Genomic DNA, 15,012 nt, shown 5'->3' with positions numbered 1-15,012 from the left:
TGGCACTCTCCACTGCCGGTATCCCCTGGCACACCCACGCCTCCCCGGTGGTGGCCGGGAAGGCGCGGGATGGAACAGCCTGTTGCCTTTACGAGCGGTGGACGGTCAACGCAGGCCAGGCGCGCCTGCGATGGTCGCGGGCATCAGATGAAGCGACCGTAGACGGTCTGCACGATCTCGCCGTTGCCGGTGTTGATCAGCAGTGCATCCGGACCGAAGCGCACCCACTCGTAGCCCATCGGCGGGAAGTCCAGATCGAACAACCAGAAATCGTTGAGGATGTAGTCACCGACCCAGAACGGCCGCGGCAGGATCTCGCCGTAGTGCCAGCGGCGGTACTGGAAGCCGACCGGCGGATGGTACGGGCCGATGCGGAAGCCATGGTCGGCACGGAAATTGTGCCGGTACTCATCACGGAACTGCGGGCGCGCATTGGTAACTTCGCGCGGTCGTTCCATGCGGGTATAGCCCAGTGGTGAGCGCATCGGTTCCTCGCGGACCGCGCCCATGTGCGGTCCGCCTCCCGGATGGCGTTCGGCGCTGGCGGTGGAGATGCCGCCCAGCAGCGGCAGGACCACCAACGCCCCTCCCAGCAGATAGCGGCTGAGGCGCAGTGAAGTGTTCATGACCCTTGTCCTTGTCCTTGAAACATGGATGGAAGAAGCACTGTTGCTCCGACCCGATCCCCGGCCCAACACCGATGATGGGAAACGCCGTGGATCCTGACTGCGGGAATACCCCCCGGCGCGTGTAGCCGGTGTCAGCAAGCGGCCAGCGCCAGCTGAACACCCTCTTCAAGTGCGATGCGGGTATCAGATGATTCAGCCTGGCGCCGTGCTCCAGGCATGCGAAAAGCGACATGGCCGCTTTCGCGGCCATGTCGGGGTTCCTGCCTGCAGCGCCGCCCGGATCAGGCGGCCGCTTCACGCACGGCAGCGGACAGACGATCGAGCGTGTCCTGCATCAGCGCCGCATCATCGGCTTCGACCGTGACCCGCACCACCGGCTCGGTACCGGACGGACGCAGGAACGCGCGGCCTCGACCGGCCACCGACTGCTGAGCCACGGCCAGTGCGGCCTGCACGCTGTCAGCCTGCACAGTGGCCTTGGCCGAGACATTGCCCAGCCGCACATTGACCGTCTTCTGCGGTACCCGCAGCAACCCCTTCAACGCCTGTCGCAGGGTCTGTCCGCTGTTGCGCAGCGCCACCAGCACCTGCAGGGCGCTGACAATGCCGTCACCGGTGGTGGCCCGGTCCAGGCACAGCAGATGGCCGGAGGCTTCGCCACCGAGCACGCCACCGCCTTCGATCAGCGCCTGGTGCACGTAACGATCGCCGACATTGCTGCGCTCGAACGGAATCTGCAGGTCGGCGAAGGCCTTCTCGACGCCATAGTTGCTCATCAAGGTGCCGACCACCGGGCCGCGCAGGCGGCCTTCGGCCTTCCATGCGCGCGCCAGGATGTAGAGCAGATCATCACCATCGACCGGGTTGCCCTGGTCATCGGCCATCAGCACGCGGTCGCCGTCACCATCGAAGGCGATGCCGAGATCGGCACGGGTCTCACGGACCTTGGCCGCCAGATTGTCGATATGGGTGGAACCGACCCCGGCGTTGATGTTGACGCCGTTGGGCTCGGCACCGATGCCGATCACTTCGGCCCCCAGTTCGCGGAACAACAGCGGCGCGATCTGGTAGGTGGCACCGTGTGCGCAATCGAGCACCAGGCGCACGCCCCGCAGATCGAACGCGCGCGGCACGCTGGCCTTGCAGAATTCGATGTAACGGCCCACCGCTTCGCGCGCGCGCGAGGCCTTGCCCAGCTTCTCCGATTCGGCGGTGGTGAACGGCACGTCCAGCGCCGCCTCCAACGCCAGCTCGGTGGCATCGTCGAGCTTCTCGCCCTGGGCGGAGAAGAACTTGATGCCGTTGTCGTAATGCGGGTTGTGCGAGGCACTGATGACGATACCGGCATCCACGCCCAGCGTCCGGGTCAGGAACGCGACCGCCGGGGTCGGCATCGGCCCCAGCAGCTGCACGTCGGCACCGGCGGCCACCAGGCCGGCTTCCAGTGCCGCTTCGAACATATAACCGGAAATGCGGGTGTCCTTGCCGATCACCACGATCGGCCGGCGCCCGTCCTGGCCACGCTGGGCGACCAGGACACGGCCCAGGGCATTGCCCAGGCGCAGTACGAAGTCGGCCGAGATCACGCCCTGGCCAACCCGCCCGCGGATGCCATCAGTACCGAAGTATTTGCGGCCTCCCATCAAGCCACCTCCGGCGCCGGCTGCCGGCCCAGCATCGCCAGCAGATCGGACAGGCGGTCGCGCAGTTCGCGGCGATCGCAGATCTGGTCGATGGCACCGTGCTCGAGCAGGAACTCCGAGCGCTGGAAGCCTTCCGGCAGCTTCTCGCGCACGGTCTGCTCGATCACGCGCGGGCCGGCGAAGCCGATCAGCGCCTGCGGCTCGGCGATGTTGATGTCGCCCAGCATCGCAAACGACGCCGACACGCCACCGGTGGTCGGGTGGGTCAGCACCGAGATGTACGGCAGGCCGGCTTCACGCAGCTTGCCCAGCGCGGCCGAGGTCTTGGCCATCTGCATCAGCGAGAACAGGCCCTCCTGCATGCGTGCGCCGCCACTCTGCGAGAAGCACACGTAGGGCGCACCGATCTCGACCGCGGTTTCGGCGGCCAGCGCGAAGCGCTCACCGACCACCGAGCCCATCGAGCCGCCCATGAAGGCGAAATCGAACGACGACGCCACCAGCGCGCGGCCCTTGAGCAGGCCGCGCATGGCGATCAGCGCATCATATTCACCGGTGTTCTTCTGCGCGATCTTGATGCGCTCGCTGTACTTCTTCTGGTCCTTGAACTTGAGCAGATCGGTCGGCCCCAGGCGCGCACCGATCTCGGTGGTGCTGTCGGCGTCGAACAACGCGGCCAGGCGCGCGCGGGCGCGGATCGCCATGTGATGACCGCACTTCGGGCAGACTTCCAGATTCTCTTCCAGCTCCGGCCGGTACAGCGCGCTGCCGCAGCTGCTGCACTTTTCCCACAGGCCCTCGGGGACACTGCGCTTCTTGCTGGGGGTGTTGTCGGTGCGGATGCCGGACGGCATCAACTTGCTGAGCCAACTCATGCGGGAGGACACTTCCGTTCAGGGCGGCCCAGGGGCCGCAAAGGCGGACAGTCTAGCTCCGCTTTCCCCGCCCGTGCACCCCTTGTCGGCCCCGCGACGGCCGGGAAAAAACCATGCTGGGACGTACGTTTAGGGCAGGAAACGCCGGGCCATGCCCGGCGGATGTCCCTGCCTGACGCATCGCCGGGCATGGCCCAGCGCTACCGTCAGGCGTCCAGCGCCTGCCGCAGCGGGGCGAGGAAGGCCCGCGCACGCTGGGCCGCGTCGTCGGCCGAGCCCGCTTCGGCCAGTGCCGCCACCAGCGCGCTGCCGACCACCACGCCGTCCGCCTGGCGGGCCATGGCGGCGGCACTGGCGGCATCCTTGATGCCGAAGCCCGCCACCACCGGCACCGAGGCCCGCTCGCGCAATGCCTGCAGCCGTGCGCTGGCAGCGGCGCTGTCCAGGCGCTCGGAGGCGCCGGTGACGCCGGCGAAACTGACGTAATAGAGATAGCCACGGGCCAGCGCCAGCAACTTGTCGGCGCGTGCTTCGCTGGTGGTCGGCGAGGCCAGCAGGACCAGCGCCAGGCCAGCCGCGTCGAAGGCCTGCAGCGCTTCACCAGCTTCTTCCGGCGGCAGGTCGACCAGCAGCACGCCATCCACGCCCGCGTCGACCGCATCCCTGGCGAATGCCGAGTAGCCGTGGATCTCCACCGGGTTCAGGTAGCCCATCAGCACCACCGGAGTCTGCGTGTCGCGCTCGCGGAACTGCGCCACCGACTGCAGCACATAGCGGCTTCCTGCGCCCCGTGCCAGTGCCCGCTCGGAGCTGCGTTGGATGGTCGGACCATCGGCCATCGGGTCGGAGAACGGCACGCCCAGTTCGATCACGTCGGCGCCGGCATCGACCAGCGCATGCATGACCGGCACGGTGGCCTCCAGCGACGGATCACCGGCGGTGACGAACGGAATCAGCGCCTTGCGGCCAGCGGCACGCAGGCGGGCGAAACAGGCATCGATACGCTCAACGGACATGTCAGGTACATCCTTCAATCAGATCAACAGCGCCACTGGCGCCCCAGTACATTCTCGATACAACGCCATCGACGATCTCCACGCGGATTGCCAGATCCGAGCCCGGGTCCTGCCAGAGCAGGGTCTCGCCGGCTTCCGGATCATTGCCATAGGGCTGCGCGGTGGCACCACGCGGGAGCTGCCGCAGTGCCTGCGCCCGTGGCATGTCCAGGCGCAGGCCGAACGGCCCCGGCTGGACCACCACTTGGCCGGAATCATCGATGGGGGCCAGGTCGAAGCGCACCACGTCGCCGTCCTGCACCATCATCGCCACGCCTTCCGGCAGCGTGCCGCGCTCGTAATACTCGCAGCGCCCCTGCGTGGCCTCGTGCAGCCCCGCCGAATGCCAGTGGCCGTCCGCCTGCACTTCGCTGAACGGTTGGCCGATCAGCACCTCGCCGGCATGGTCCAGCGCCACCGAGACCACGGACGGAGCGCTGTCCACATCGGCCGCTGCAGCCGCAACGGCCTCCGGTGCGTCGTCGATCGGGCGGTGGGCCATGTCGTCGTTGCTGGCCGGATGCTGCGCCGGTGCGATGGCCGCGGGCGCTGCCGGCGCAGGCGCCAGCACGGGTGGATCGGGAGGCGTGCAGCCCCCCAACCCCACCGCCAGCACCAGCGCGCCACCATGGCGCAGCACGTAATTCACAGCACCAGCCCCTCGCGCGCGGCGATGGTATGCACATCCTTGTCGCCACGGCCGGACAGGTTGCACAGCACGATCTGGTCACGCGGGCGTCCACGCGCCAGCTTGATCGCCTGGGCCAGGGCGTGGCTGGATTCCAGCGCCGGCAGGATGCCCTCGGTATGTGCCAGCAGATGGAACGCCTGCAGGGCCTCCTCGTCGGTGATACCGAGGTAGCGTGCACGGCCGGAATCGGCCAGGAAGGCGTGCTCCGGGCCGACGCCCGGATAGTCCAGACCGGCCGACACCGAGTGGGTCTCGATGATCTGGCCATCGTCGTCGCACAGCACATAGGTGCGGTTGCCATGCAGCACGCCCGGGCGGCCGGCGGCGATCGACGCGGCGTGGCGACCGGTGTGGATGCCATCACCGGCCGCTTCGGCACCGACGATCTCGACCTGGCGATCATTGAGGAAGGCATGGAACAGGCCGATCGCATTGCTGCCGCCGCCGACGCAGGCGGTGATCGCATCGGGCAGCCGGCCGTACTCGGCCAGCATCTGCTCGCGGGCTTCGCGGCCGACGATGGCGTTGAAGTCGCGCACCATGCGCGGGTAAGGATCCGGGCCGGCGACGGTGCCGATGATGTAGAAGGTGTCCTGCACGTTGGTCACCCAGTCGCGCATCGCTTCGTTGAGCGCGTCCTTCAGCGTGGCCGAGCCGGACGTGACCGGCACCACCGTCGCGCCGAGCAGCTTCATGCGATAGACATTGATCTTCTGCCGCTCGATGTCGGTGGCGCCCATGTACACCACGCATTCCAGGCCCAGCCGGGCCGCGACGGTGGCGCTGGCCACACCATGCTGGCCGGCACCGGTCTCGGCGATGATGCGCTTCTTGCCCATCCGCGCGGCCAGCAGGGCCTGGCCGATGGTGTTGTTGATCTTGTGCGCGCCGGTATGGTTCAGGTCCTCGCGCTTGAGCAGGATCTGCGCACCGCCGACATGGTCGCTCAGGCGCTGGGCGTGGTAGATCGGGCTCGGCCGGCCCACGTAATGGGCCAGATCGCGGTCATAGGCGGCCTGGAATTCCGGGTCCTGGCGGGCCTGGTCATAGGCCTGGGCCAGTTCCTGCAGCGGGCCCACCAGGGTTTCGGCAACGAAACTGCCGCCGTAGCGGCCGAAGTGGCCCTGGGCATCCGGGAAGGCGTGGTAGTCGGAAATGGGAGAGGCAGACATGGATACGACCGGTGGTTCAGACAGGTGGATACTCTAGCGCACGGGTCGTGACCGGAAAATGGATATTATCTGGCGCATATCGTCAGGAAAACTCACATGAGCACGTCCCAGCTCCCGCCGCTCAACGCACTGCGTGCCTTCGAAGCCACGGCCCGCCTGGGCGGCGTCGGCCGCGCCGCCCAGGACCTGCACGTCACCCACGGTGCGGTCAGCCGGCAGTTGAAGTTGCTGGAAGACCATCTGGGCCTGGCGCTGTTCCAGCGTGCCGGCCGGGGCCTGCGCCTCACCGCCGCCGGCACCCGGCTGCAGGCAGCGTGCAGCGAGGCCTTCGCCGGCATCGAGGACTGCGTACGTGAGTTGCGGCGGCCGACGGGATCTGCGGCACTGGTGCTGGGCTGCAGTGGCAGCGTGCTGGCACGCTGGATGATCCCGCGCCTGCCGGCGCTGCAGACCGCCCTGCCCGGCGTGCGCCTGCAGTGGTCTGCACTGGATGGCAGCTTCACCGACGCGCAGGCGGCGTTGGACGCGGTGCTGCTGCTGGCGCAAGGGCCGTGGCCACGCGGATGGCAGGTCCGTGAGTTGGCACCGGAACGGGTCGGCGTGGTGGTGGCGCCGTCGCATCCGGCGGCACAGCGGCTGCGCCATCGGCCGCCATCAGCTCTGCTGCAGGAGACGCTGCTGCATACCAGCTCACGACCGCAGGCGTGGCCGGCCTGGGCGCAGGCACATGGACTGGACACCTCGACGCTGCAGCTGGGCACCGCCTTCGAGCACCTGTACTACCTGCTGGAGGCCGCCGTTGCCGGGCTTGGCCCGGCGATCGCGCCGGAACCGCTGGTGGCCGAAGACCTGGCGGCGGGGCGGCTGGTCGCGCCCTGGGGATTTGCCGCCACCGGTGGCCTCTGGGTGCTGGCGTGGCCGGAGGGCCGGCTGGATCCGCGGGTGGAAGCACTGGCCGACTGGGCCGCAACGCAACTGCAGTAACCCGCGTCGCCGCGCGGGTGCGCACCGGCCGGCCATCCGGGCGGAGTCAGCTCCGCCCGGTGCCGGCCGTGACACAGGCCTCAGCGGCCGCCCATGGCGACCCGATGCTGTTCTTCCTGCACCTGCTGCTGGTGTGACGGATCCCCCAGCAGCTTCGCGCTGGTCTGTTCCAGCGAGGGCGGCGCCTGGGCCAGGTCAACCGCAGCGCGGAAGCCCGGCGTGGTCCCCATCACGAACGCCTTGCCGTCCTGCACGGTGATGCTCTGCAGCTTGTCGGCCGCATCGATACCACTCTGCTTTGCATGCAGCGTGACGTTGGCCGCCGCCTCCTCGGAGAACACGCTTGGAAGCTTGCTGCGGATCGCGTTGTGCAGTGCGTGGTCCGGATGCGAAGCATCGTTCAACGACGGCCCCTTCGGTGCCGCTGCAGGTGGCTCGTGGCTTCGGCCCGCCGCCAGTGCCGTGCTGGTGTGGCGGCCAACAATGCCATCGGCGGCCAGGCCCTGCTGCTTCTGGAACGCAATCACCGCCTCGCGGGTGTGTTCGCCGAAACGGCCATCCTCGGCCAGTCGATGGCCCTGCCCATCGCGTACGCCCAGCTGGTTGAGCGTCTGCTGCAGCGATTGCACGTCACCGCCCCGCTGGCCCTGCTTCATCACCTCGGCCGGCGCCGGATGCGGAACGGCGTCCGCCGATGGCGCAGCCGCCCGGGCAGGCGCCGGATCACCATTGCCGTGCAGCGGTGCACGCACCTGGAACTCGGGTTTCGGCGTCAGTGCGCCGACGATGCGCGTACCACCACCGTCCCAGTAACCGCCCGGGCGGATGGTGACCTCGGCCGGCCCGGTGCTTCCCTGCGAACCGATGAACTGGATGTTGCCGTGCGCGTCGTAGCCTTTGAAAATACCGACGTGCTGACCCTGCGACGACGAGAACATCAGGATGTCGCCCTGCTTCAGCGATCCGTTCGGCTTGCGTGCTTCCGCCGCCGAGGTCACATCGAAATGCTCACGCGCGTAGGCCGTCGTGTTCGCACCATTGAACAGCGTCGAGGTGGTGAAGCCCGCGGCGTTCTCACCGCGCACGTCGTAGCCGGCGTTCTTCAGCCCGCGCCACACAAATGCCGAGCAGTCCACGCCGAGGCGTCCGTCGCCATCCAGGTCGCGCTCCAGCCGGCTGCTGTCGCGGCCCGGGCGCGGGTGGTCCGGGCGCCCGTATTCGTACTGGCGGCCCGAGGCCAGGAAATGCTGATGGGCCTCGTTGTAGACCGCGGCACTGCCCACTGCAGCCGCTGCCTGTCCGGCAGCGGGCGCCGCCACCGACGGTGTCTGCACCTGCGTCTGGGCCTGCGTCTGCACGGGTGCGGTGCCGGCCGTGCGCGTTGGCTGTTGCACAGTGGCGACGTCGCCCGGCTGCCATCCCTCGAAACGGCGAATGCCATCGGCCAGTACTTCGCGCTCACGCACGCTCATCTGGCCAACGGTCTTCGAACGCAGATCGACGCCCTGGCGGTCACCTTCGGCATAGATGGTGGCGGCCTGCTCCTTGTGGTGGGTGGTGCCGCTGTAGTCCTTCTTGGAATAGCTGGGCAGCATTTCCTCGACGGTCTTGTCGCCGAACCGGCGCTCGAGCAACTGGATCTTCGCCACACGTCCGGCTTCATAGCTTTCGAAGACCGCGTTGCCCCATTGATCCAGGCCGACCACGCCCTTGTAGCGGCCCTGCGCCGCGTCCAGTGCCTGTTCCCGCGTGCGCGGGTTGGTCACTGTCGTGTCGGCACTGCCGGCGAATTCAAACTTGAGATTTCCTGGATTGTTGTTGCGCCACGAGACGCTGCCGCCTGATCGTTCGATGACACTGCCATCGTCCATTTCCAGCGTACGCGTCTTACCGACGCTGCTGACCACCCGGGTGACCTTTGGATCCGACATGAGCTGTTCCTTTGCCAGTGGTTGATTGGACCGCTCCCCCGGCGGTGATTACATTCCGTTGGAAAACACGTCGAGCACGTCCGCAGCCACCCACCCCTGCGCGCAGTTTCCGGCGTAGTGCCCAGGTGCCGTCGCGTGGCAGGCCTCGCCTGCGGTGCCCGCCAGGCCGCTGATCGGCCGGTCGCCATAGGTGTCACACAACGCATTGCCCTTGCACTTGGCAACCGTCGCGGCGGGGATCGCAACGACGTAGTAGAACAGCGGATTCTGTCCTGTGCGCCCGATGCCCTGCACGCACACCAGCTGTCCCTTGGACAGCGTTGCCGTTGCGTGGGTCTTGCTGCCGGTGCTCGGCACCGCGTTGAGCGCTTCCACGCCCTTGTCTTCGGCCACGCCGGCGAAGAAGCCCTGCTCGCCGCAGTCCGGCGACAGTTCCACGTCGTAGAAGTCTCCGCTGTCGACATCACCGGCGGTACAGCCGGTGCCGGCACTGGCGTTGGTGCAGGTCACGCCGCTGGCCTGGATCAGTGCGGCCAGCCCGCTGCTGGCTGTGGCCGCCGCCGGGGCAGTGACCGCTGCGGGTGCAGGTGTGGGTGCTGCGGTAGTCGCCGCCACCGGCGTGGATGCAGCCGGGTTCGACGAATCGCCCGCCGCGCACGCGCCCAAGGCAAGCAGCAGGCCCGGAACAATCGCCATACGGGCCAGACGAATACGACGGGACGAAAGATGGGGCATATCCATTGCAACCTCATTGAAGGGGGATGACGTACCACCGGGGCACGATGAACCACGCGCGCCCATGCACGCACCCAGCCACGGCTGGCTGCGCCTAGTGTGTACGATCAGATGTTCTGGTGACGTCGACTCCAGGATGGGCGAGCTTGCCTCACCCGGAATTGAGACGTCCATCGCATTCAGCAGCCGCCCATGCCCCACCGGGCGCGGGCGCACCAAAGATCAGTGCTTCACTCGAGAACCGTGCAGTCCGCGCGACGTACTTCCTCGACGAAGGTGCGCATCTTGTAGCCGTCCTTGATACCGGGCTCCAGCTCGATGCCACTGGACACGTCCACGCCCCACGGCAGCGTGGCCAGCACAGCGTCGTAGACGTTTTCCGGATTCAGGCCACCGGCCAGCAGGAACGGACGGTGCAGGCCGGTCGGGACGCGGCCCCAATCGAAAGCCACGCCGGTGCCGCCACCGCCTCCTGGGGCATGGCTGTCGAACAGGAAGCCAGCAGCGCTGGGATAGCGCAGCTGCAGGGTGCGGGCGTTGATCTCTTCACGCCCGCCCATGGCGATCGCCTTCAGGTACGGCATGTTGAAGCTGCGGCAGAAGCTCTCGTCTTCCTCGCCGTGGAACTGCAGCAGGGTCGGCCGCACCGTACGCAGCACTTCGCGCACTTCTTCCTTGCTGTTGTTGCGGAACAGGGCCACCACATCGACCATCGGTGCGATCGCCTGGCGCATCGCGCGCGCCTCGGCCGGGGCCACCCGGCGGCTGCTTTCACGGGCAAAGATGAAACCCACCGCGTCCACGCCCAGCTCACCGGCCAGGCGGACATCGCCGGCCCGGGTCATGCCACAGAACTTGATGCGCGTGCGGTAGTAGGAGCGGCTCATAGCGTGACCTCGGCGGGCAGATGCCAGTTGTCGGGGTACAGGGGCCCAAGGAACACCAGGCCCTGCGGCGGTGCGGTGGGACCAGCTACGGTGCGATCGCGCCCGGCCAGCAGTTCGGCGATCCATTCCGCCGGCTTCTCGCCACTGCCCACCAGGATCAGCGATCCGACGATATTGCGGACCATGTGATGAAGGAATGCATTGCCGCGCACGGCGACCTCGATCACCTCCCCCTCGCGGCTGACCTGCAGCGACTGCAGCTCACGCCGCGCATGCAGGGCCTGGCACTGCACCGATCGGAACGCGCTGAAGTCGTTCTCGCCGAGCAGGGCCTGGCCGGCTGCATGCATGAGGGTCTCGTCCAGCGCGCGGCGCTCCCAGCTCAGGGTCTGCCGGCCCAGCGCCGGCCGCACCTCGCGGTTGAGCAGGCGGTAACGATAGCGGCGCGCGCGTGCCGAGAAGCGGGCATGGAAATCATCGGCCACCGGCACGCACCAGCGCACCGCGATCGAGCGCGGCAGGCGGGTGGTGGTGCCGAGCATCCAGGCGCGCGGATCGCGCACCACGTCGGTGTCGAAATGCACGACCTGGCACTGGCCGTGCACGCCGGCATCGGTGCGGCCGGCACAGACCACCTGCAGCGGTGCGTCGGCGACCGACGACAGGGCCTGCTCAAGGCTTGCCTGCACGCTGGGGCCACCCTCGCCCAGCTGCTGCCAGCCCCTGAAATCGCTGCCGTCGTACTCGACGCCAAGCGCGTAACGCATGTGCTACCTCGATGTTGCGGATGGGGCGGCGCTCAGGCCGGATCGCGTTCGGACCAGACCGCCAGTTCGTTGCCACCGGGCTCGACGAACTGGAAGCGGCTGCCACCAGGAAAAGAGAATACCGGCCGCACGATCTCGCCGCCCGCGTCCCGCACTGCAGCCTCGATCGGCGCCAACTGCTCGGCATACAGCACCAGCAGCGGTGCGCCGGCATCACTGGCGCGCTGTGGCTGGCCACGGAAGAAGCCGCCCTGCAGGCGACCGTCGTCGAAGGCGGTGTAGTCGCTGCCATAGTCGACGAACGACCAGCCGAACACCTTCTCGAAAAAGGCACGGCTGGCCGCCGGATCGGTGGAGGCGAATTCAACGTAGTCGATGCGGCGCTCGCGGCTCATGGCAAGGTCCTTGTCAGCAGGTTCGGTCACGACAGGCGGGCCAGCAGTTCGCGGGCCTGTGCCTGGCAGTGCAGGTCGCCGCCTTCGGCGACTTCCTGCAACAACGTGCGAGCGGTCTGTGCATCGCCCAGGTCGAGGTAGGCGATGGCCAATTCCAGGCGCTCCTGGCTGGCGCGCGGCGGCCAGCCACCCTCGCCGGCCGGTGCGGCGCCTGCGTCGTCCTGCGCGGCATCGATGGGGCTGTGATGAAGCGCCTCGGCGGACGCTGCACCGTCATGCGCCTCTGCGGGCAGGTCGAACACGCCGCGGAACTGCGGCTGCTGCTCGGCGTGCAGGGCGTAGTCCGGTATGGCCACCTCGGCCGGCTCGTCCTGCACAGGCCGGGCCGGTGCATCGTCCTCGCCGCTGGCCATCGGCTCGTCCCAGCGCGGCAGATCGGTCACCGCTTCCGGCAGTTCCACCACCTCGTCATCGCGCAGCGTCTGCGCCTGCCAGTCGGCCTGCGTCGCGACGCCGACATCGGCAGTCAACTCGCGCTGCACTTCGGTATCGGTCGCCCAGGCCGGCATCGCCGGTTCCTGGCGACCACCATCAGCCACCGCCGCCGACCACGAGGATTGCTCGGCCAGCGTATCCAGTGCGGCCCCCGCAGGTACGGCCGCGGCCAGGCCGGCCGCGTCGTCTTCCTCGCGCAGCGGCGGCAACGGCGACGGCTTGCGACGGCGCAGCAGCCAGGCCGCAGCGGCAGCCAGCAACAGCACCGGCAGGCCCAGCCAGTACCAGGGCGTGGCCGCATCGCGCGCACCCGGCGCCTGCGCCAGGCGCTGCTGCGCGGCGGCCAGATCGTTGTCCTTCATCGCGATCAGCGACTGCTGCTGTGTCTTCAGCTTCTCCAGGTCGGCCACGCGCTGCTTCAGTTCGCCGATCTCGGCATCGCGGGTCGCGATGTCCTCGCGGGCCTGGCGCAGTTGTTCATTGCCCAGCATGTCACCCTCGCTGCCGGCTCCGGTGCCGGTGGTTGTGCCCGCGCGCGCGGCGTCGGACGCCAGCGCCGGAGCGATTTCAAGTCGTGCCCCGTTGGCCGCAGCCGGGGAAGAAGCGTTCGCGGCTGCCGCCGTGGCGACCGCTGCAACCGTGCCTGCCGGTTGCGGCACGGTGCGCGCCTGCCGCCACTGTGCAGCGTGTTCACGCACCAGCGCCGCAGCCTCGCCGGCATCGACCGACGCCAGCGCATCGTTGCCGGGCATGCGCAGCACCGCGCCCTGCTTGAGCAGGTTCACGTTGCCACGGATGAAGGCTTCGGGGTTGGCACGCAGCAGTGCGATCATCGCGCGATCGCGGCTGACCTGGTTGCCACGGGCCACCGCGCTGGCAATCTGCGACAGGGTCTGCCCACGCTGCACAGTGACGCTGCCGTCGGCCGCCGGTGCGGTCATCGTTGCCGGCGCTGCACGCGGACGTGCGGGCGCGGATGCCGGCGCCGGTGGTGCGACCGGCGCCCGCGTCGATGCAGGGGCCGCCGCCGCGACCGCCGGTGCAGGCGCCGCTTCACGGGCAATGGTGTTGGTCAGGGTGCCTGCCGGGGCGACGATTTCCGGCTCGGCCACGGACAGCGCGCTGGCCGGCGCATCAACCAGCGCCGAGTACTCGCGCACCAGCCGGCCCTGGCCCCAGTCGGCCTCGATCAGGAAGCTCAGTGACGGGGTCTCGACCGGCGTCTGCGAAGTGACACGCACCACCGCCCGGCCCTGCGCGTTGCGGGTCAGCTCGAACTGCAGTTCGCTGACCAGCCCGCTCGGCCGCTGCAGGCCGACGCGCTCGAAGGTGACCGGCGAGGCCAGTGCCACGCGCAGGTTCTCCAGCTCGGACGGATCGGCCGAGACCACCGGGATTTCGGCCAGCAGCGGCTGGCCCGGCTTGGACAGGACACGGATGTCGCCCAGCCCCAGCGCGAGCGCCGAACTGCTGGCCAGCGCCAGCAGCGCGGTGGAAAGATAGAGGAGCGGGCGTTTCGCGCCCCGGGCCCGTTTATTCATGGGCGACACTATAAAGCGTGCGGACCACGGTCCGCACCCACCGACGGCGACCTTCGGTAGTGCCGGCCGCTGGCCGGCAGACACGCTCGTCCATACATCACGGCAATGCCGGCCAGCGGCCGGCACTACCGGTCAGGCAACCGCGGTGATCAGCGCTGTTCGGCGGCGACCAGCTCGGCCAGCTGCACAGCGTTCAGGGCAGCGCCCTTGCGCACATTGTCCGAGACGATCCACAGGTTCAGGCCACGCGGGTGCGACAGGTCCTCGCGGATGCGGCCGACGTACACCGCGTCGGTACCCGAGGCATGGGTGACCGGGGTCGGGTAGCCACCTGCTTCATGGCGATCCACCACTTCGATGCCCGGCGACTGTTCCAGCAGCGCGCGCGCCTCGGCCACGGTGACCTTGTCGCGGGTTTCGATCGCCACCGACTCGGAGTGGCCATAGAACACCGGCACACGTACTGCAGTCGGGTTCACCAGAATGCTGTCATCGCCGAGGATCTTGCGGGTTTCCCAGACCAGCTTCATCTCTTCCTTGGTGAAGCCGTTGTCCTGGAAGTCATCGATGTGCGGGATCAGGTTGAAAGCGATCTGCACCGGGAAGCGCTGCGGATCGATCTCCTGGAAGCTCAGCAGCTGACCGGTCTGCTTGCCCAGCTCTTCGGTCGCCGAACGGCCGCCACCAGACACCGACTGGTAGGTGGACACGTTGATCCGCTCGATGCCGTACTTGCGGTGCAGCGGCGCCAGCGCCACCAGCATCTGCATGGTCGAGCAGTTCGGGTTGGCGATGATGCCGCGCGGGCGGTTGGCAACCTGCTCCGGGTTGACTTCGGACACCACCAGCGGCACGTCATCGTCGTAACGGAAGGCCGAGGAGTTGTCGATCACCACCGCACCGGCGGCGGCGAACTTCGGTGCGTACTCCTTGGACACGCTGCCACCGGCCGAGAACAGGGCGATCTCGACGCCGGTCGGATCAAAGGTGGCCAGGTCCTGGACCTTGACCTTCTGGCCATTGAACTCGATCTCGCCACCGGCCGAACGCTCGGAGGCGAGGACGCTCAGGGTGCCAACCGGGAAGTCACGCTCGGCCAGGATCGACAACATGGTCTCGCCGACCGCACCTGTGGCACCGACGACGGCGACGTGGAAACTGCGCTGTGCATTGCTCATGGGGGAAACTCTCACGAAAACGGGATGGGAAAAA

General features: G+C 68.1%; 14 protein-coding genes. 1 reads left to right on the top strand and 13 read right to left on the bottom strand.

Translation table 11 applies throughout. The features are described from left to right. Positions 1-143 precede the first annotated feature (143 nt). The 6 genes from ABH900_RS12945 to trpB all read right to left on the bottom strand — a co-directional run bounded on the left by ABH900_RS12945 (position 144) and on the right by trpB (position 6,065). A complete protein-coding gene (locus ABH900_RS12945; protein WP_429623315.1) occupies positions 144-626 on the bottom strand; it encodes an RcnB family protein in 483 nt (160 codons plus the stop codon). Between the two features lie 284 nt (positions 627-910). Continuing rightward, positions 911-2,272 carry a phosphoglucosamine mutase gene (glmM, locus tag ABH900_RS12940; protein ID WP_429623313.1) on the bottom strand — a complete coding sequence of 454 codons (1,362 nt, stop codon included), beginning with the start codon at positions 2,270-2,272 and terminating at the stop codon, positions 911-913. Further along, on the bottom strand, positions 2,272-3,147 hold the full coding sequence (gene accD / locus ABH900_RS12935) for an acetyl-CoA carboxylase, carboxyltransferase subunit beta (RefSeq protein WP_197581990.1): 876 nt from the start codon (positions 3,145-3,147) through the stop codon (positions 2,272-2,274). Before accD ends, glmM begins: the two co-directional genes overlap by 1 nt. Before the next feature lie 206 nt (positions 3,148-3,353). Beyond that, positions 3,354-4,163 (bottom strand): tryptophan synthase subunit alpha, encoded by an 810-nt coding sequence (trpA, locus tag ABH900_RS12930; RefSeq protein ID WP_429623311.1) that lies wholly within the window; start codon positions 4,161-4,163, stop codon positions 3,354-3,356. Position 4,164: 1 nt separating this feature from the next. Then, positions 4,165-4,851: a hypothetical protein gene (locus ABH900_RS12925; RefSeq protein WP_429623310.1), complete on the bottom strand. Its 687-nt coding sequence runs from the start codon at positions 4,849-4,851 to the stop codon at positions 4,165-4,167. Further along, on the bottom strand, positions 4,848-6,065 hold the full coding sequence (trpB, locus tag ABH900_RS12920; RefSeq protein WP_429623309.1) for a tryptophan synthase subunit beta: 1,218 nt from the start codon (positions 6,063-6,065) through the stop codon (positions 4,848-4,850). The genes ABH900_RS12925 and trpB overlap by 4 nt, the downstream gene beginning before the upstream one ends. Positions 6,066-6,161: 96 nt before the next feature. Between trpB and ABH900_RS12915 the strand changes: the two genes are divergently transcribed. Further along, positions 6,162-7,049 carry a LysR family transcriptional regulator gene (locus ABH900_RS12915; protein ID WP_429623307.1) on the top strand — a complete coding sequence of 296 codons (888 nt, stop codon included), beginning with the start codon at positions 6,162-6,164 and terminating at the stop codon, positions 7,047-7,049. Between the two features lie 80 nt (positions 7,050-7,129). Here the strand turns inward: ABH900_RS12915 and ABH900_RS12910 are convergent, their stop codons facing one another. The 7 genes from ABH900_RS12910 to ABH900_RS12880 form a co-directional block, all read right to left on the bottom strand. After that, on the bottom strand, positions 7,130-8,980 hold the full coding sequence (locus ABH900_RS12910; RefSeq protein WP_429623305.1) for a peptidoglycan-binding protein: 1,851 nt from the start codon (positions 8,978-8,980) through the stop codon (positions 7,130-7,132). 48 nt (positions 8,981-9,028) lie between these two features. Further along, positions 9,029-9,721: a hypothetical protein gene (locus ABH900_RS12905; RefSeq protein WP_429623304.1), complete on the bottom strand. Its 693-nt coding sequence runs from the start codon at positions 9,719-9,721 to the stop codon at positions 9,029-9,031. Between the two features lie 224 nt (positions 9,722-9,945). Next, the gene (locus ABH900_RS12900; protein ID WP_429623303.1) at positions 9,946-10,602 is read right to left on the bottom strand and encodes a phosphoribosylanthranilate isomerase; all 657 of its coding nucleotides are present in this window, start codon (positions 10,600-10,602) and stop codon (positions 9,946-9,948) included. Continuing rightward, on the bottom strand, positions 10,599-11,369 hold the full coding sequence (truA, locus tag ABH900_RS12895) for a tRNA pseudouridine(38-40) synthase TruA (RefSeq protein WP_429623300.1): 771 nt from the start codon (positions 11,367-11,369) through the stop codon (positions 10,599-10,601). The genes ABH900_RS12900 and truA overlap by 4 nt, the downstream gene beginning before the upstream one ends. Before the next feature lie 32 nt (positions 11,370-11,401). Further along, positions 11,402-11,764 carry a VOC family protein gene (locus ABH900_RS12890; RefSeq protein WP_429623298.1) on the bottom strand — a complete coding sequence of 121 codons (363 nt, stop codon included), beginning with the start codon at positions 11,762-11,764 and terminating at the stop codon, positions 11,402-11,404. A 26-nt stretch (positions 11,765-11,790) separates the two neighbouring features. Beyond that, on the bottom strand, positions 11,791-13,800 hold the full coding sequence (locus tag ABH900_RS12885; protein WP_429623297.1) for a FimV/HubP family polar landmark protein: 2,010 nt from the start codon (positions 13,798-13,800) through the stop codon (positions 11,791-11,793). Positions 13,801-13,949: 149 nt separating this feature from the next. Then, complete coding sequence (locus tag ABH900_RS12880; protein WP_429623296.1) at positions 13,950-14,978, bottom strand: aspartate-semialdehyde dehydrogenase; 1,029 nt, start codon at positions 14,976-14,978, stop codon at positions 13,950-13,952. Positions 14,979-15,012 lie beyond the last annotated feature (34 nt).

It is taken from the genome of Stenotrophomonas sp. AN71 (assembly GCF_050435725.1).
Lineage (GTDB): Bacteria > Pseudomonadota > Gammaproteobacteria > Xanthomonadales > Xanthomonadaceae > Stenotrophomonas.
This window is presented reverse-complemented; position numbering and strand designations above follow the sequence as displayed.